Source organism: Nocardia sp. NPDC019323 (assembly GCF_044389845.1).
GTDB lineage: Bacteria > Actinomycetota > Actinomycetes > Mycobacteriales > Mycobacteriaceae > Nocardia > Nocardia implantans.
In genome coordinates this window covers 32,800-49,249 of the sequence record NZ_JBIRYN010000001.1, presented here as the reverse complement: position 1 = coordinate 49,249, position 16,450 = coordinate 32,800, and the positions used below count along the sequence as shown (strand labels likewise).

Genomic DNA, 16,450 nt, shown 5'->3' with positions numbered 1-16,450 from the left:
TGCTTGGGCACGCCGGAGTCTGCTACCAGGCTTTCAAAGAGCCTGCGCCATGGAGTCGATCGAGGATTTCGGCGGCGGACAACGGATGCGCCGCGGCGCGCGTGATCTCGGCGGCGTGGCCGGCGGGGCACCTGCCGGACGGGATGGACACCGTGGTGCACAACGCGCAGTCCTCGATCGCGCCCGTGCGATGAGCTCGGATGTTGCGGCCATCGAGCGCGGCGACCACGCCGAACATACTGGGTGGAGTGAGGGACATGTGAACAGCATTCTGGCTTGTCGGATCGCGAAGTCCGCCTGCGTGGCCGACCTCCTTGGCGGCCTACCGACGTCGTTGTCGAGGGCGGGGCCCGGTGACGGCGTCGCCGGCCGGACCTGTGCCTGAGCACGCATCCAGCATGGTCGGGTAGGTACGGGCCCGCATCGGTGATTTCACCGACATATACCTATTTACGGAAAGGTCGGAGCCTGTCGATTCGCGAGCCTTGTTGCTGGCGTGGCTGATGAGACATGGGGGAATTCCGGCGCCGAATTCGGCGCAGAGGATCAAGGGATTGACCGGTCAGCGGGCGGGTAATTCGGCGATGGCGAGACGCCCAGGCCTGGGGCACTCCGGCGCGGGCCTCGGGCGTCGGACTTCCGCGGACGGTGAGGACGACAGATCATGACTGAGCTGGGCGAGGGTGTCTATCGGATCGTCAATGCGGGCACGGGTTGCGTGCTGGCGCTCGAGAGCGCTGACCAGGTCAGAGTCGTGGGGGAGCCGGGCGTCGAGGACGGCTGGCAGCACTGGCTGCTGTCGAGCGCGCCGGAGTTCGGCGAAGAGATCTGGTACATCACCAACGGCCGCACCGGCACGCGGCTCGGACTCGGCGATGGGCTGGCTTGCGAAGGGACTCGTGTCGAGTGCAGCGGGACACCCATGGGGTGGCAGATCGTGACCGACGAAGCCGACGCCGACCGCTATCGCATCGCGGTCTGGCCTGCCTGCGAACTCGTTCTCGGGCTGTCCGGACACGACGGTGGTGCGGAGGCCGACCAGATCGGACTGACGCGGTATGCGCCCGCCAGCAGCACCCAGCGATGGCAGTTCCAGCGCGCCTGATCGCGAAGCACTACGGAAAGGAGAAGGTTATGACTGCTTCGCGTACCTATCTGGTCCGTCTCGATCCGCTCCTCCTCGGCCACGGGGTGACTGCGCGCGGGGGCCGGGAGCAGTTCTTCGACTGGCTGGCCGAGAGCGAGGCCGAGGTCGTCCGGCTCTGCGGCGCCGACCGCGTCGTCATCGCTTCCGAACCCGAGGTGGCCGACCGGGCCGGATACCTCGAGTACGTTCTGGGCGTCGAACCTTATGAGTGACCGGACTTCTCGGGGAAAGCGAGGTCCCGGTCCGACACCCTGATCGTGTCGGACCGACCATCCGGTCGTAACCCCCCAAGGGCGCAAAGGCACGCAAAGCCCGGCCGCCGGAACGAGCGTTTTGCCCAGACTGGGAATGTTGGGCCTGGCGGGCGGCTGTGGGTGCCAGCTACTGCCAGGCCCAACCCGCCGGATCATCGGTCGAGCCATGCGGCACGGACGGCCACGCAACGAATTTCACACCGGCAGCCGGATCGATGCGGCGATACGCTGTGCCGGGCAACCATTCGGCATACGGTTCGGTTCGAGCAGGAGTTACGGCGGTGGACAAGCCTCACCTGACGGTGGAGACCTCGACTACCCAGGGTGTCGAACCGGGCGAACGCGCGGACTACTGGGCGGAACTCATCACCTCCTATCACCGGCGCATGGCATACGACTTTCCCGGCGGGAGCGACTTCAACGGGCGTACGAAACTGTGTCGCACCAGTAAGTACCAGTTGGTGGGGTGGAAGTCCGACGGTGTGTCCTACGTCCGGACGCCCAACCACGTACGCGACGACAGCGACGACGATTTCCGGCTTCTGCTCACTTTCGCAGGCCGGACGGAACTCTGGGACGACGGTGGCCGAGCACATCTGCCGCATCGTGCCGGCCGTCTGGTGACCCTCGATCGGCCGATCGGCCTCCGGCACGGGCACGGCACCAGCGGTGTGCTGATGACGATCCCGCGCCATGAGCTCGAGCACCGCGTCGACACCGAGGATTCCCTGTTCGCGCGACCGATGGACTTGACCTCCGGGCTGGGGCGGGTGGTGACCGACATGCTCACCGGCCTGCTCGAGGAGAGCGATGCGCTCGACGGCTACCAATTCGACGCCGCGGCCTCCCACATCGTGGATCTGCTCTGCATGCATGCGCGCGCTCGGAAGATGACGAGCATCGACCACCTCGACAAACTGGACGCGGCGATACGTCATCACGTCCGAGCGCACGCCACCGACCCCGGCCTTTCCACCGCGACCATCGCGCGCTCGCTCGGCTGGTCGACCAGACAGATCCAGCTCGCCCTCCGGCATTCCGGAACCACACCGCGGGAACTGATCCGAGAAGAACGCTTGCAACTGGCGTACCGGCGGTTGAGCGATCCCTCGTTTCGTCACCAGAGCATCGCCGCGATAGCGGGCGGTCTGGGTTTCGGTTCGGCCAGCGCGTTCAGCACGATATTCCGGCGGCGCTTCGGAGTCAGCCCCCGCGATATCCGCCATTCGGTCCGGCCGGCCACCGCCGCCGGCAGGTGAGATCGGCCGCGAGCGGCACATCGTAGGAGCCGGCGTATCGAGGCAACTTTGCGCGCGGGAGCAACTTCTGTTCGCGCGCGAGCAACTGACGCCGGACGGCGATGACTAACGTCCGCATTGCCCACCGATATGGCGGCGTACCAGTGGTTATCGCAAGGAGGATCAGGTGCGCGAAGCTACAGCAACGACTATCGGGAACGTTCGATGAGTCGCTGTCGCGCAGTACGTGTTGCCGGCGTGAAGCGGTGGCCCCGTTGACCGTCGAGGTGATCGAAAGACGGAAACCCGTATCGTTTCCCGCGGAAGTATGGATCGTCTCGGTCACCACCTTTCTCAGTCGATCGGTGGGATTCCTCGCGCTGTACTCCACGGTGTTCTACACATCGATCGGGCTGAGTGCCGCCGCTCTGTCGCTGGCATTGTTCGCGGCCGGGCTCGCCGGCGTGCTCGGGTCGCTGGCCGGCGGGTGGTTCGCTGCCCGGTTCGGGTCGACCGACGTACTGATCGCGGGCTCCGTACTGAACGTTCCACTGTTGTTCCTGCTCGGATCGCTGTCGACGGAGCCGGTCTCTGCGATCGTGTCGGCATCCCTGAGCGTCGCGGTGACACAGTCGTTCGCCGGGCCCGCGGCCGCGTTGGTCACCGGCTCCGGCTACCAGGGCGACACCGTGACCGTGGTCGCCTTCCACCGGATATTTCTCAGCAGCGGCGTCACGGTCGCTCCGATCGTTGTCGCGGTGGTCGGCGAACAGAACTTCTCGACGCTGTTCTTCCTGTCCTCGCTCGGCTCGCTGCTCACCGGGGTGTTGCTGTTGAGTGAGCGCGCCAGGCTGCGGTCGGCAGAAGAACGCGCGCGGACGCGGGAGAGTGCGACGGAATTCGATCCCCGTTCCGCGACGGAAACCGGATACGACACCTTCCGGACGGCGCGGCTGTGGGCGGTTGTCGGAGTGTTCGCAACGGCCATGGCGATCTACGCCCAGAGCACGAGCGGAACACCGCTTTCCCTGGAACGGATTTCCGGCGGGGGGCAACTCTACGGTGTTCTGATCGCGGTGAATTCGATCTTCATCATCGTCTGCGAGTTGCCGCTGAGCTTCGTGACATCACGGATCCGGTGGAACTACGCGCTCGGGCTCGGCATATTCGTCACGGGGCTTGGACTCGCGGTGTGCGGGCTCGGGACCAGCTGGACCGTCTGCATTTCGGGCTTCGTCCTGTTCTCCCTCGGCGAGGCGATTTTCCTTCCGCAGGCGAGCGCGGCGATAGCGAAGCTCTCTACCTCGTCGGAGAACGCGAGGTATCAAGGTTTTCTTTCGGCCGCCCAGTCGATCGGCTTCGCGGTCGGGCCCGGGATCGGCGCCTTCGGAGTCCTGCACGATCTCTCGCTGTACTGGGCGCTGATCGTCCAGATCTCATTCGTCACGGGGGCGGTAGCGGTGGTAGCGGGGGTAGACAAGAACAGGAGTCCGGACCGTGTCCGATAAGTCGGTCTTGATCGTCGATCCGGTGAGTTCGGGAACGCTGTACCCGTCCTTGCTCGAGGGATATGGCATCGACACCCTACTGCTGGATACCGACCAGGCGCTGGTGTCGGGATTCCGCCGCGCGCCCACACCCGGAGCGTTGAATTTCGAAGCCGACTTCGGATCGTCCTACCGGCTGCTGCTGCGGTGGTGTCTGGACCGCTCGGTGAAATACGTGATCGCCGGATCGGAACCGGGAGTCGAGCTGTGCGATCGTCTGCGCGCGGACCTTCCCGACTGCCCCGGCAACGACACGACCGCGCCGACGCGCAGATGGGACAAGCAGCGCATGTTCGAAGCCTTGGCGGCCGCAGGCGTGCCGAGTCTGACGACCCGGGCTGTCGAAGCGCATGGGAATGCCGTTCCGGCCGAGGCTATCGCGGAGTTGCGCGGCGGCCGGAAGCTGGTCGTGAAACCGGCCAGGGGAGCCGCCTCCGTGGACGTTCGATTGGTGGACACTCCGGACCAATTGACTGCCGCTGTCTCCGCGATCACCGGCAACGCCGGACTCTTCGGGTCCGGCTCGGCCGCGCTGATCCAGCAGATGTATCCCGCGCCCAGAGTCGAATACGCCGTGGACACCTTCTCCACCCCGGATGGACACGAACTTGTCTGTGTCAGCGTGTACGACAAATGGGTGTCGGCTTCCGGCGACTTCGTTTATGAGCGGGGGCGCTGGCTCGAGGGTGACGACCCCGTGGTGGGCGAGCTGACGGATTACGCGTGCCGCGTGCTCGACGCGCTCGGGGTGCGCGTCGGTCCCGCGCACATGGAGATCATGTCCGGTGCGCTCGGTCCCCGCCTGATCGACTTCGGCGCGCGAGCGCATGGGATCGGTCACCCTCGGCAGACCTATCTGCTCACCGGGAACTCGCAGATACACCGCGAATGCGAGTACATCGCCGAACTTTTCGGCATCCGCGCTCCGGCGCAGGAGCGCAGGACCGGTTACGCCCTGTCCCAGCGCGGCGCGCTCGTGCTCTTCAGCATCGATCACCAGGCCCGGTATCTGGGTGGGGCAGAAGCGGAACTCGCAGGACTCCCCGGCGTGCTGGAGGTGCTGATGGCGGCCGAGCGGGGCAGGACATACCCGGCTACCAGGTCCATGATGGATTCGGTTGCGCTGGGACTCGCCTTCGTCGTCGCCGGGGACATGGCGGAACTGGATTTCCGGTGTGCCGAAGTCCGCAAGCGAGTCCGGGACTTTTTCACGGCCGCCTGAAGTCGAGCTGAATGGTCGGGGATTCTCCCTCCCTTTTCAACATATATCGCACCGGGGGACTTGCGGCAAGGCCGGGTGCATGGCGCAGAATGTCCGGCCGAAGGGTCAGGACCTGCGAAAACGTGGGGTTCGTGCGGTCTGCGCGGACCGCGGGAGCGCCTGGCGGAACGCAAACTCTCGGCAGATGGGTGGCTCATGTTCGATGTGATCGTTGCCGGCGCGGGTCCGACCGGCTTGATGCTGGCCGGTGAGCTGCGGCTGCACGGCGTGCGCGTGGTGGTCCTGGAGAAGGAGGTCCAGCCGCCTGCGTATGTCCGCTCCCTTGGCCTGCATGTGCGCAGCATCGAGGTGATGGATCAGCGTGGTCTGCTGGAGCGGTTCCTCGCGCTCGGCCGCAAGCACCCGCTCGGGGGCTTCTTCGCCGGCATCACGAAGCCGCCGTCCGAGCGGCTGGACAGCGCGCACGCCTACGTGCTCGGCATTCTGCAGCCCAGCACCGATCGCCTGCTGGCCGAGCACGCCGTCGAGCTCGGCGCGCAGCTCCGGCGCGGCGACGAGGCGACCGGGCTGAGTCAGGACGAGGACGGGGTCACCGTCGAGCTGGCCGACGGCACGCGGTTGCGCGCGCGTTACCTCGTCGGCTGCGACGGCGGCCGCAGCACGGTGCGCAAGCTGCTCGGCGTCGATTTCCCCGGCGAACCGTCCCGCCGCGACACCCTGCTGGGGGAAATGGAGGCGACCGAGGATCCGGGGACAATCGCCGCCACCGTCGCCGAAATCCGTAAGAGAGAGTTGCGATTCGGCCTGGGACCGCTCGGCGACGGGGTGTACCGCGTCGTCGTACCCGCGGCCGAGGTGGTCGAGGACCGTGCGGTCGCGCCGACGCTCGAGGAGTTCGCGCGGCAACTGCGGGCGTTCGCGGGCACCGACTTCGGGGTGCATTCGCCGCGCTGGTTGTCCCGATTCGGCGACGCCACCCGGTTGGCCGAGCGTTATCGGGTCGGGCGGGTGCTGCTGGCAGGCGACGCGGCGCATGTCCACCCGCCGATGGGCGGGCAGGGACTCAACCTGGGCGTTCAGGACGCGTTCAACCTCGGCTGGAAACTCGCCGCCGAGATCAAGGGCTGGGCGCCGGAGGGGTTGCTGGACAGCTACGAGAGCGAACGGCGGCCCGTGGCCGCCGACGTTCTGGACAACACCCGCGCGCAGGCCGAGCTGATCTCCACCGAACCGGGCGCCCAGGCGGTGCGCCGACTGCTGTCGGAACTGATGGACTTCGAGGAGGTGAACCGGTACCTGATCGAGAAGGTCGTCGCGATCGGCATCCGCTACGACTTCGGCGATGGCCACGATCTGCTCGGCCGTCGCCTGCGCGACGTGCGATTGCGAAGCGGCCGCCTCTACGAGCTGATGCACGACGGGCGCGGCCTGCTCCTGGACCAGACCGGCGGGCTCTCGGTCGCCGGGTGGGCGGATCGAATCGACCACGTCGTCGACGTCAGCGAGGAACTCGAGGTGCCCGCCGTCCTGCTGCGCCCCGACGGCCACGTCGCATGGGTCGGCGATGAGCAGCAGGATCTGCTCGAGCACCTGCCGCGCTGGTTCGGCCGGCCGGCGTAGCCACGCTATTTCTGCGCGATCTGCTGTGCGGTGGCGTAGGCGAGGTGGAGGAAATCGGCACCGGTCAAGGCGGCCAGAGCGTCGGCGACCATGCGGGTGGTGCGCGGCGCGAAGACCTGGCCGAGGGTGAATCCGGTGATCACCCAGACATCGAAGCAGAACGGGCAGGTGAGCAGCTCTCCGATGCTGTGCGCCAGACCGTCGGTGGCCGCGGGTTGCTCCATGACCTCGCCGGGGCCGCCGTCGCCGGTCGGCCGCGTGAACGGAGCCCGGATCGGGGCGGTGATCGCATCCTTGGTCACGGTCCGGGACAGTTTGTGCGCCGCCAACGCCGTGACCACCAGATCTTGCACGCTCATCGCCTGTGGCAGCTTGCGGCCGGTCACTCTGCCGAGCACAGCGGCGACGGTCACGGTGATGCCGAACATCACCATGGTGGCGAGATATCCGCGCAACGAGCCGTGGTGTTCGGTCGCCCCGCGTTCGGCGTCACTCATGTGGCGTGCATACCCAGGCAGGCGGAGCCCACACGGAGGCGCGCCATCGTCGCCCCGGCCCGATGCCGCCATCGGAGCCCTGCCGCCCGGAGGCCGATGAGGGCCGCCTGCGATGCCACGGCGCCGCGACGTTCGCCGAGAGCCGACCGGCGTTTCCGCCGGACCGATGGTGGTATGCCAGCCCGATGACGAGCTCGTCCGATTACGAAAGCCGCCTGCGGGACGCCGCCGCCGAGAAGTTCGGTTTGGCGCACCTGCACGACGAGCAACTGCGTGCCATGGAGCAGGTGATGGCAGGCAAGGACGTGCTCGTGGTGCTGCCGACCGGTGCGGGCAAGTCCGCGATCTATCAGGTGCCCGCCTTGCTGCTCGACGGTCCGACCGTGGTGGTCTCTCCGCTCATCGCGTTGCAGAACGATCAGATCGATGGCATCGAGGGCAGCCGTGCCCCGGACGCGGTGGCGTTGAACTCCACCCAGCGCAAAAGCGAGCGCCGGGCGGCCTGGGACGCACTACGCCGCGGTGACGCCGAGTACATCTTCCTCTCGCCGGAACAACTGGCCAACGACGATCTGGTCGATGAGCTGGCGGCCCTTCGGGTTTCGCTGTTCGTGGTGGACGAGGCGCACTGCGTTTCGGGATGGGGGCACGACTTCCGGCCGGACTATCTGCGCCTGGCTCCGGTGGTCGAGCGGCTCCGGCGTCCCAGGGTGGTCGCCTTGACGGCGACCGCCGCACCACCGGTCCGGCGCGATATCGTGACGCGGCTCGGCATGCGCGACCACGGTGAAGTCGTCGCCAGTTTCGATCGACCGAACCTGCACCTGGCTGTCGAGCGATTCACCAGCGACGCCGACAAGCGCGGCGCCGTCATCGCTCGCATCCGGACGCTGGCCGCCGACCCGGCGACCGGGAACGGACTCGTCTACGTGGCCAGCCGCAAGGACAGCGAGTTCTACGCGCGGGAATCGTCGGAGTCGGGCATCCGGGTAGCGGCCTATCACGCGGGGATGAAGGCCACCCTCCGCGACGAGGTGCACCAGAACTTCCTCGCCGGGGATATCGACGTGGTGGTGGCCACCTCGGCCTTCGGCATGGGCATCGACAAGCCCGATGTCCGCTTCGTCGTCCACGCGTCTGCGCCGGATTCGCTGGATTCCTACTACCAGCAGATCGGCCGAGCCGGACGTGACGGCGAGTGCGCCGAGATCATCCTGTGCTACCGCCCCGAGGACCTGAGCCTCCAGAGATTCCTCACCTCGAGCAGGGTCCCCGCGGACACCATCGCCGAAGTCGCCCGTGCCCTGTATCGGCGCGACGATCCGGTGCGGCCGTCCGAGCTCGAAGTCGACGCCGCCCCCGCTCGCCGCACGCGGGCGATCAACCTGCTCGAACAGGTCGGTGCGATCACGACCACCGCGAAAGGTCTGATCCGAGCCGATCGAGGACGCGCACCCGAGCGCGCGGTGGAACAGGCAGCCGAGGCCGCACAGGCCTACGAAGAACTGACCGCTTCGCGCATCGACATGATGCGTGGCTACGCCGAGACCACCGGCTGTAGGCGGCAACATTTGCTCGGCTACTTCGGTGAGCAACTTCTCGACCCGTGCGCCAACTGCGACACCTGCGATGCCGGAACGGCCGCCGAGCGCGTCCCCGGTGGCGACGAGTTCCCGGTGGACAGTTCGGTCCGGCACCGCGCTTGGGGCGAGGGGATCGTGATGTCCACCGAAGCAGATCGCCTCACGGTGCTGTTCGAGGAGGTCGGTTACAAGACGCTGTCCCTGCCCGAGGTGCGTAAGCACAATCTCCTCAGCCGCCGCTGAGCGATCGGCGGTCCGCGGCGGGAAGCCGGCGCGGCCCAGGTGATTGTTTCCGATCGCGGGGTATTCGCCGGGTGGTGAACGGAGGTGGCTGATGCTGAAAGTCGATGGCCGCGACGGCCGGGAATGGTCCGCGAAGGACTCGGCGAATGCGCGTTTCGCGCGGGAGGTGTTGCGATCGGCCGCCCGGCCCGAGCGCATCGCGGAGGTGATCGCGGACATCGTCGGTGACCGTATCGAGGTGGGGCCGGTGCAGGCCGGTCCTGGGGGATTGGCCTCCGTCACCGCCACCGGTTGGCCCGGAAAGGTGCGGGCCGCAGCCTGCGACGGGGAGGAATGGGACGTTGCGCTGGAGTTGCCGATCAGGCTTCGGTTGCGGGTGGATATCGCCGGGGTCGTCGGACGGTTCGTCGCCACGGGGCGGGTGCGCTTGCGGGTCGGGCTGGTGCTGGAGGATCCGTGCGCGGTGTTCGTGCGTACCGAAGAAGTTCGTCAGGAGCACGTGGACATCAAGGTTCGTCCGGTCGACAGGCCGGCTCGGCTGCTCGACCGGCTCGCCGATGTGCGCTCGATGGTCGTCGATCATGTCGTCGCTTATGTCGGGGAGCTGCTGTCGAGCCGCGAGATCAGTCAGGTGCGGCGTATCGATATCGCGCAGGTCATCGACCGTGCTTGGGAGGCGGGCCTGATCCTCGACCCGGCGGCTCGGACGTTGCCCCGCAGCGCCTGACTTCGTCGCGGTCGCGCGGGAACACGGCGTGGGTCGCATCCGGCCCCGCCATTGCCTTTGAACCATCGATGCTGAGAGGTTCACGCCGGGGCAGTGGGGTAACACGGGTGCGGAAGGAACCCGCCGATGCGGGAGCCCCACGATCCGCGCATCGCGCCGGGCCGGACGGGACGCGACCGGCCGTGCGTTGCACTCGTCCGTAAATCGCTTTCGGGCAAGGGGTTCTGTAGTCGTGCGCGAAATAAGTTGTGACACAAGTAAATCCGATCAATTCGTGGTTTCTTCTCGGTTTGCGCCGGGCGGGCGGCGGTACCCGGCGACGGGGAGGGGACGTTGTTCCGTTCGTCGGAGGAGAGTGCATGTTTCGTCATACCGATTACTTGCAGTTCGATGTGAAGCCCGAGAAGCCCGATCCGGTGTACGCGCGCAAGCTGCAGGAGCTGATCGGTGGCGCGTTCGGGGAGATGACCGTCACCATGCAGTACCTGTTCCAAGGGTGGAATTGCCGGATGCCCGGCAAGTACAAGGACATGATCATGGATGTGGCGACCGAGGAGATCGGCCACGTCGAGATGATCGCGACGATGATCGCGCGGCTGCTGGAAGGAGCGCCCGCGACGCGCGCCACCCAGGAAGCGGCGGCTGATCCGGTGGTGGCGGCGGTGCTGGGCGGGATGGATCCGCAGCAGGCGATCGTCTCCGGCGGCGGGGCGTCGCTGTCGGACAGCAACGGGGTGCCGTGGAACGGCAGGTACATCGTGGCCAGCGGCAACCTCTTGGCCGACTTCCGCGCCAATGTGGCCGCCGAAGCGCAGGGTCGCATCCAAACCGCGCGCCTGTACAACATGACCGACGACCCAGGGGTCAAGGACATGCTGAAGTTCAACCTCGCCAGGGACACCTACCACCAGAACCTCTGGCTTGCCGCGATCGAGCAGCTGAAGGAGGACGGACTGGAAGGCACCGTCACGCCGAACGCGTTGTTCGACGAGGAGCACTCCGAGCATGCGACGAGCCTGTGGCATCTGTCCGACGGACCCGATGCCGGCGCGGGCCGGTGGGCGACCGGTGTCGCTCCGGACGGCGTGCACCAGAACGGTTTCCTCGCCGACCCGAAACCGCTGGGTGACAAGGCGTCGGCACCGCCGCCGGACCCGCAGTTGTACGCCACCTACGACGGCTCGCAGGGCAAGCCGCGTTCGGCGGCGTTGGGTACCGAGGCCGGACTGGTCGGCAAGGTGAAAGACGCTCTCGACCCCACCAAGCCCTAGTCGGGTCGCCCCGGGGTATTTGCCGGGCCGGCGCCACCTGTGTTCCCAGCTGACCAGGCCGGCGCCGGCCCGACCTCGGTGCGGCGGTCCGTCTGCCCGCCGGGGCGATCGTGTCAGAAGAGACGGTCGGCGGAGATGCCGAACAACTCGTGGGCCACGCCGCATCCGAGATCGCGCGCCAGCGCTCGCTTCCACGGGCGCTGGGTGATGGCGTGGGTCGGTCGGCGGGCCGCTCGGGGCGCGCCATGATGCATTGCCGTGGCGCTGCACACACCTGGTCGCTCACGCCCACCGAAATGTCGGTGCGGAGGAGTAGGCAGGGGCTATGAGTCGATCCACCGCAGTTCCGGACCCCTTCCGGCCGGCTTCCGGCCCGCGTCTGCTGGACGTCCGTCGCCTGTGGGCCGAGCCGGACGCGCTGGCGAGCCCGCGCGGGCAGCAGGTGCGCGCGCGTTTTCCCGACGCCGAGATCATCACCGTCGCCTCCCACTGGAAGATCGACCAGCTGCACGGCAACGCGGGCAACGTCGACCGCTGGATCCGGGTCAAGACCGAGGACTTGGTGCTCGGGGTCAAGAAGTCGCTGACGGCCCGTCCGAACGGTCGATCGGCCGACTGGATCGCGCCCTCGACGTCCAACGGCTGCGCGATGGCGTGCGCCTACTGCTACGTTCCCCGCCGCAAGGGCTACGCCAACCCGATCACGGTGTTCACCAACATCGACAAGATCATCGGCTATCTCGGACGCCACGTGCGCAGGCAAGGGCCGAAGCAGGCGCCGAACCAGTGCGACCCGCACGCGTGGGTCTACGACCTCGGCGAGAACAGCGACTGCTCGGTCGACGCACTGGTCAGCGACAACGTCGCCGACCTGATCACCGCGTTCAGCGCGTGGCCCACCGCGAAGGCATCCTTCGCCACCAAGTACGTCAACCGCGACCTGCTGGACCTCGATCCGCGCGGGCGGACCCGGATCCGGTTCTCGCTCATGCCCGAGGCGGACTCCCAGCTGCTGGACCTGCGTACCACGCCGATCCGCCAGCGCATCGCCGCGATCGATGATTTCGTTGCAGCGGGCTACGAGGTGCATGTGAACTTTTCCCCCGTCGTCGTCCGCCCAGGCTGGGAGGAGGACTGGGCGCAGCTGCTGGAGCAGTTGTCGGACGGTACGGGCTCGGCCTTCAAGGCCCAGGCCGCGGCGGAGATCATCATGCTCACCCACAACGAGCAATTGCACGAACTCAACCTCGGCTGGCACCCGAAGGCCGAGGACCTGCTGTGGCGGCCGCCGATCCAGCAGGCCAAGCGCTCCCAGTCGGGCATGTGGAATGTGCGCTACCGCAACGACGTCAAAGCGGGCGGGGTCGAAACCTTGACCGACCTCATCGCCCTGCGGGCGCCCTGGCTGAAGGTGCGCTACGCGTTCTGATTGTGCTCATTCGCCGCGGCTACTTCGGCGCGGCGAATGAACGGATAGATTCTGGCAAATTCACTGCAATGGTGCGCGCACGCTGCCGTGAAGCGTCAGCGGCGCAAAAGAAGTTCCGCCTCGGGGGGACACCGGCGACGCGGTGACCGCCCTGGTGAGGATCAGGCGGCGGGCTTGGGCTGGCTCAGGTCCCTGATGCCGGTGATCGCATCGATGACGTTCACGATGGCGGAGGTGCCGCCGTCGAGGGCCGAGCTGCCGGAGTCGAGCATGGCCGAGCCGGAGGACGAGCCGGCCGAACCCGTGGACGAGCCGCCGTCGGCCGAACCCGAGGCCAGGCCGGCGGAGCCGGTGGCGGCGGAGCCGGTGGCGGCGGAGGCCACCGCGGCGGGGCCGAGCAGCAGGGCGGCGGCGGAGACGGTGCAGGCGGCGGCGAGGGTCATGCGCGAGATCATGTACGGAGCTTCCTTTCACAGTTGGATAACGGCGCCATCACGACGCACCTCAGCAACGTTAAGAAAAAGAAATCCACTAATCCACTTCTCTTCTTGTGTGAATTATCACCGTTAATAATTGGCTAACGAGATATTGTGTCGAGGTAACACAATTTGATCTTCACCCCGGATCGCATTTCATGATCGAATTCGATTGTTTCTGCCGCGGTGGCGCGTATCGGTGTGCGTCGGAATGGATCTCGTGACGCGCTTTCGGTCTCCGGCAGCCGGACTAGACGCCAGGGGGGCGCGGCGGCGTCATGGAAGAAGCCGGTTGATCCGCTGCCGGCGCCGTGTGGTGCACCGGTCCGGCGGTTCGGGTCAGTGGACGACCGTCCCCGCCCCACCGTCGCGCGATGATCTCGGCCGCGATGGACACCGCCGTCTCTTCCGGCGTCCGACCGCCCAGATCCAAGCCGATCGGGCTGGCGAGCCGGTCGAGTTGCGCGTCGGTGAGGCCGGCTTGCCGTAGCCGGGTCATCCGCTGGTCGTGCGTGCGCCGCGATCCCATGGCGCCGACATAGCCGATCCGCGGCGCGCGCAGAGCCACCTCGAGCAGCGGAACGTCGAACTTGGGATCGTGGGTCAGCACGCAGACTGCGGTCCGCGCATCGACCGCGCCCTGCGCGATCTGCGCGGCGAGGTAGCGGTGCGGCCAGTCGACGACGACCTCGTCGGCGGTGGGGAACCGCGCCGAGGTCGCGAAGATCGGCCGTGCGTCGCACACCGTGACCCGGTACCCGAGGAACGATCCCTGCCGCGCTACGGCGGCGGCGAAATCGATGGCCCCGAACACCAGCATCCGCGGCCGGGGGGCATGAGCGGCGACGAAAACCGCCATACCCTCGCCTCGGCGCTGTCCATCGGGACCATAGGACAGCACCTCGCTGCGGCCGGCCGCGAGCAGTCCGGCCGCATCGTCGGTCACCGCGTCGTCGGTGCGCGCCGACCCGAGCGTGCCGTGCGCACCGCTTTGCCGCAGCAGCAGCCTGCGTCCTATCCGAGCGCGGTCCGGATGCTCGATGACGGTCGCGACGGCGACCGGCCGGTGGCAGGCGATGTCGGCGGCGACCGCGCCGAGTTCCGGAAACGTGGCCCGGGAGATCGCTTCGACGAAGATGTCGATGATGCCGCCGCAGGTGAGGCCGACGGCAAAGGCGTCGTCGTCCGAGAACCCGTACCGCTGTACTGCCGGACGACCGGTCCGCATGACCTGAGTGGCGAGCTCGTATACCGCGCTTTCGACGCAGCCGCCGGAGATCCCGCCACCGACCGTCCCGTCCGGGGCGACGACCATGGCCGCGCCCGGCGGTCGAGGCGCCGAATGGAAGGTCCGCACGACCGTCGCGAGCCCCGCCGTGCCCCCGGTGTTCCAGATCGCCATCAGATCCGTGAGCACGTCCCGCATGATGCGTCCTCCGGCCGGGACGCGGCGGTAGGAGCCGCGTCGATCTCCAGATTAAAACGAGGATCGTGACGCCCGGCCAGCGCGGGTGCGCTCGACTGTGTCCGTCCGTACCTTTCCAGGCCTTGTCGCGGAGTCGAGCACGGGCGGAGGGGGAGTCCGGCAGCTTCCGGTTCGGCGGCCGCGACGGGTACACCGGCGACAAATGTCGGCCGGCTATGTGGGAGCCACCCCGCGCACGCGCACCTGGACCACGGCAAACCGGCACAGAGCCGGAAGCACGTTCCTCGTCGGTGGGGGAGGGGCCGGTTCGTGGGGCGTGCGTCCGTCGTCAGGTGGTTGTTCTCACGTAGCGCCGGACAACCATTGCCGAACGCGCCCGGAACCGAATTTCGTGCGCCGTCGTGGTCGGCGGGCCGTGTCTCGAGCCAGGCGGGCAGCGGTTCTCGCGCGGCGAGCCACGTTTGCGGCACTCCCGCGTGCGGGCTGGTGCCGGTGTAGGCGGTGATGATTCCTCCGACGATGGCGCTGGTGGTGTCGATATCTCCGTCCGCGGCGATGCAGGCGGTGATCGCGGCCGGGTAGTCGTCGAGATGCCGCGCCGCGACCCACACCGTGAACGGGACCGTGTTCTGCGCGGTGACCAGTGGTCGGGCTGGTCCGTACCGGGACAGCGTCCACGGCGGGGATGCTCGACCGGCGAGGAGGCGAATTCCATGTTCATACTTCGATATGCGCATTTAACGATGTTCCGCGACTGTGCCACTGATCGCGTGGTTGACGGCAGTTGTCGGGTTGCCTTAGCCTCGCAAAAGTGAACATTGATCACCCGGCGGTGCGTGCTCTCGCCCCCTGTTGTGGAGGCCGGGAAAGCTCCCCGGTTCAGGTGATTCGGTGGCAAAGATGCGCCGATGAGGTGAGGCGAAATGCCGGCCGCGCGATGCGGTGCGCTTGCGGCGGGGGAGCCGCGCGACTTCGATGACCAAGCGGGGATTGACGCGGGAGCGGCTGGCCGACATCGCTCACGATTACGTTTCCGAGCACGGCTTGGACGCCCTCACGATGCGGCGACTGGCGGCGGCGGCCGAGGTGACCCCTGGCGCGTTGTACAAGCACGTACGGGACCGGAAGGACCTCCAGCGTGCGATGGCCGACACCGTTTTCCGGGCCGTGGACCTCTCGGACCTCGACGTCGGCAATCCCGATGTCGCGCAGACGATGATCTGTTGTCAGCGTATTCGTGCGGCGATGCTGCGTTTCCGTGAAGGGGGCCGCGTCGTCGCGGGCTCGTACTCGCCTTCGCCGGAGACCATCAGAGTTTCCAGCACGCTGATGGCGCTGTTGCGCGGTGTGCTTCTGCCGCAGTTCGGCGTCGGGGAGATCGTGCTCGTCTTGCGTTCCTACATAACGGGTTTCGTCATCGAAGAACAGGCCTACCTCGAACTGAGCAACGCGGGAGAGTGGGAGTCGCTGGTGGCGCGAATCTCGACGGGTGATCATGTCAGGCCGGAAGGCGCCGATGACGTTCTGGCGATCATGACCGGCGACCGGGATGTGCGATTCACCGGAGGATTGCGCACGGTTCTCCACGGCAAGGTTCGCGATGCGGCGAATCTCGCCGCCACACTGCGTATTTGACGGTATGTGACGGCAAGCTCGGGCGGCATGGTTTCGATGCCGCTGTGGCGTGGTCGCGATGGCTGGACGCCGACTGTTACGGCGTGGTGCGGGACGGCGTCGTCGACGCTCGTCGGCAGGCCGACTTCGTCCCGA

General features: G+C 67.2%; 16 protein-coding genes. 11 read left to right on the top strand and 5 right to left on the bottom strand.

Annotated features, from left to right (window positions below):
- Positions 1-22: 22 nt before the first annotated feature.
- Positions 23-238, bottom strand: coding sequence for a hypothetical protein (locus tag ACH49X_RS00190; protein WP_195083310.1), 216 nt, complete (start codon positions 236-238; stop codon positions 23-25).
- Positions 239-664: 426 nt separating this feature from the next.
- On the opposite strand from ACH49X_RS00190, the gene ACH49X_RS00185 reads away from it, so the two are divergent.
- The 6 genes from ACH49X_RS00185 to rox all read left to right on the top strand — a co-directional run bounded on the left by ACH49X_RS00185 (position 665) and on the right by rox (position 7,028).
- Positions 665-1,105 (top strand): RICIN domain-containing protein, encoded by a 441-nt coding sequence (locus ACH49X_RS00185; RefSeq protein WP_195083309.1) that lies wholly within the window; start codon positions 665-667, stop codon positions 1,103-1,105.
- Positions 1,106-1,134: 29 nt separating this feature from the next.
- Entirely contained in the window at positions 1,135-1,359 is a 225-nt protein-coding gene (locus tag ACH49X_RS00180) for a hypothetical protein (protein WP_195083308.1), read from the top strand.
- A 323-nt stretch (positions 1,360-1,682) separates the two neighbouring features.
- Positions 1,683-2,660 (top strand): AraC family transcriptional regulator, encoded by a 978-nt coding sequence (locus ACH49X_RS00175; protein WP_357209054.1) that lies wholly within the window; start codon positions 1,683-1,685, stop codon positions 2,658-2,660.
- A 101-nt stretch (positions 2,661-2,761) separates the two neighbouring features.
- A complete protein-coding gene (locus tag ACH49X_RS00170; RefSeq protein ID WP_357209053.1) occupies positions 2,762-4,147 on the top strand; it encodes an MFS transporter in 1,386 nt (461 codons plus the stop codon).
- Complete coding sequence (locus ACH49X_RS00165) at positions 4,137-5,408, top strand: ATP-grasp domain-containing protein (RefSeq protein ID WP_357209051.1); 1,272 nt, start codon at positions 4,137-4,139, stop codon at positions 5,406-5,408. Before ACH49X_RS00170 ends, ACH49X_RS00165 begins: the two co-directional genes overlap by 11 nt.
- Before the next feature lie 195 nt (positions 5,409-5,603).
- Complete coding sequence (gene rox, locus ACH49X_RS00160) at positions 5,604-7,028, top strand: rifampin monooxygenase (protein WP_357209050.1); 1,425 nt, start codon at positions 5,604-5,606, stop codon at positions 7,026-7,028.
- A 5-nt stretch (positions 7,029-7,033) separates the two neighbouring features.
- Here rox and ACH49X_RS00155 read toward each other — a convergent pair whose 3' ends face one another.
- Positions 7,034-7,525, bottom strand: coding sequence for a DUF1360 domain-containing protein (locus ACH49X_RS00155; RefSeq protein ID WP_323124024.1), 492 nt, complete (start codon positions 7,523-7,525; stop codon positions 7,034-7,036).
- A 185-nt stretch (positions 7,526-7,710) separates the two neighbouring features.
- Between ACH49X_RS00155 and ACH49X_RS00150 the strand changes: the two genes are divergently transcribed.
- From ACH49X_RS00150 to ACH49X_RS00135, 4 genes are all read left to right on the top strand, one after another.
- Positions 7,711-9,351, top strand: a complete 1,641-nt coding sequence (locus ACH49X_RS00150; RefSeq protein WP_357209048.1) for a RecQ family ATP-dependent DNA helicase — start codon at positions 7,711-7,713, stop codon at positions 9,349-9,351.
- A 91-nt stretch (positions 9,352-9,442) separates the two neighbouring features.
- Positions 9,443-10,078 carry a hypothetical protein gene (locus ACH49X_RS00145; protein ID WP_357209046.1) on the top strand — a complete coding sequence of 212 codons (636 nt, stop codon included), beginning with the start codon at positions 9,443-9,445 and terminating at the stop codon, positions 10,076-10,078.
- A gap of 359 nt (positions 10,079-10,437) precedes the next feature.
- Entirely contained in the window at positions 10,438-11,349 is a 912-nt protein-coding gene (locus ACH49X_RS00140) for a manganese catalase family protein (protein WP_195083300.1), read from the top strand.
- Positions 11,350-11,674: 325 nt separating this feature from the next.
- Positions 11,675-12,778 carry a spore photoproduct lyase family protein gene (locus ACH49X_RS00135; RefSeq protein ID WP_195083299.1) on the top strand — a complete coding sequence of 368 codons (1,104 nt, stop codon included), beginning with the start codon at positions 11,675-11,677 and terminating at the stop codon, positions 12,776-12,778.
- A gap of 161 nt (positions 12,779-12,939) precedes the next feature.
- Here the strand turns inward: ACH49X_RS00135 and ACH49X_RS00130 are convergent, their stop codons facing one another.
- The 3 genes from ACH49X_RS00130 to ACH49X_RS00120 all read right to left on the bottom strand — a co-directional run bounded on the left by ACH49X_RS00130 (position 12,940) and on the right by ACH49X_RS00120 (position 15,417).
- On the bottom strand, positions 12,940-13,233 hold the full coding sequence (locus ACH49X_RS00130) for a hypothetical protein (protein WP_195083298.1): 294 nt from the start codon (positions 13,231-13,233) through the stop codon (positions 12,940-12,942).
- 271 nt (positions 13,234-13,504) lie between these two features.
- Entirely contained in the window at positions 13,505-14,680 is a 1,176-nt protein-coding gene (locus ACH49X_RS00125; RefSeq protein WP_357209044.1) for an XdhC/CoxI family protein, read from the bottom strand.
- Positions 14,656-15,417, bottom strand: coding sequence for an ADP-ribosylglycohydrolase family protein (locus ACH49X_RS00120; RefSeq protein ID WP_357209042.1), 762 nt, complete (start codon positions 15,415-15,417; stop codon positions 14,656-14,658). The genes ACH49X_RS00125 and ACH49X_RS00120 overlap by 25 nt, the downstream gene beginning before the upstream one ends.
- A 238-nt stretch (positions 15,418-15,655) precedes the next feature.
- On the opposite strand from ACH49X_RS00120, the gene ACH49X_RS00115 reads away from it, so the two are divergent.
- Entirely contained in the window at positions 15,656-16,315 is a 660-nt protein-coding gene (locus ACH49X_RS00115; RefSeq protein ID WP_357209040.1) for a TetR/AcrR family transcriptional regulator C-terminal domain-containing protein, read from the top strand.
- Positions 16,316-16,450: the final 135 nt, after the last annotated feature.

What these genes read in the sequence shown, in the direction of transcription:
- ACH49X_RS00190 (WP_195083310.1), bottom strand. Translation starts at nt 238, where the DNA reads ATGTTCGGCGTGGTCGCCGCGCTCGATGGCCGCAACATCCGAGCTCAT.
- ACH49X_RS00185 (WP_195083309.1), top strand. Translation starts at nt 665, where the DNA reads ATGACTGAGCTGGGCGAGGGTGTCTATCGGATCGTCAATGCGGGCACG.
- ACH49X_RS00180 (WP_195083308.1), top strand. Translation starts at nt 1,135, where the DNA reads ATGACTGCTTCGCGTACCTATCTGGTCCGTCTCGATCCGCTCCTCCTC.
- ACH49X_RS00170 (WP_357209053.1), top strand. Translation starts at nt 2,762, where the DNA reads ATGACTAACGTCCGCATTGCCCACCGATATGGCGGCGTACCAGTGGTT.
- rox (WP_357209050.1), top strand. Translation starts at nt 5,604, where the DNA reads ATGTTCGATGTGATCGTTGCCGGCGCGGGTCCGACCGGCTTGATGCTG.
- ACH49X_RS00155 (WP_323124024.1), bottom strand. Translation starts at nt 7,525, where the DNA reads ATGAGTGACGCCGAACGCGGGGCGACCGAACACCACGGCTCGTTGCGC.
- ACH49X_RS00150 (WP_357209048.1), top strand. Translation starts at nt 7,711, where the DNA reads ATGACGAGCTCGTCCGATTACGAAAGCCGCCTGCGGGACGCCGCCGCC.
- ACH49X_RS00145 (WP_357209046.1), top strand. Translation starts at nt 9,443, where the DNA reads ATGCTGAAAGTCGATGGCCGCGACGGCCGGGAATGGTCCGCGAAGGAC.
- ACH49X_RS00140 (WP_195083300.1), top strand. Translation starts at nt 10,438, where the DNA reads ATGTTTCGTCATACCGATTACTTGCAGTTCGATGTGAAGCCCGAGAAG.
- ACH49X_RS00135 (WP_195083299.1), top strand. Translation starts at nt 11,675, where the DNA reads ATGAGTCGATCCACCGCAGTTCCGGACCCCTTCCGGCCGGCTTCCGGC.
- ACH49X_RS00130 (WP_195083298.1), bottom strand. Translation starts at nt 13,233, where the DNA reads ATGATCTCGCGCATGACCCTCGCCGCCGCCTGCACCGTCTCCGCCGCC.
- ACH49X_RS00125 (WP_357209044.1), bottom strand. Translation starts at nt 14,680, where the DNA reads ATGCGGGACGTGCTCACGGATCTGATGGCGATCTGGAACACCGGGGGC.
- ACH49X_RS00120 (WP_357209042.1), bottom strand. Translation starts at nt 15,417, where the DNA reads ATGCGCATATCGAAGTATGAACATGGAATTCGCCTCCTCGCCGGTCGA.
- ACH49X_RS00115 (WP_357209040.1), top strand. Translation starts at nt 15,656, where the DNA reads ATGACCAAGCGGGGATTGACGCGGGAGCGGCTGGCCGACATCGCTCAC.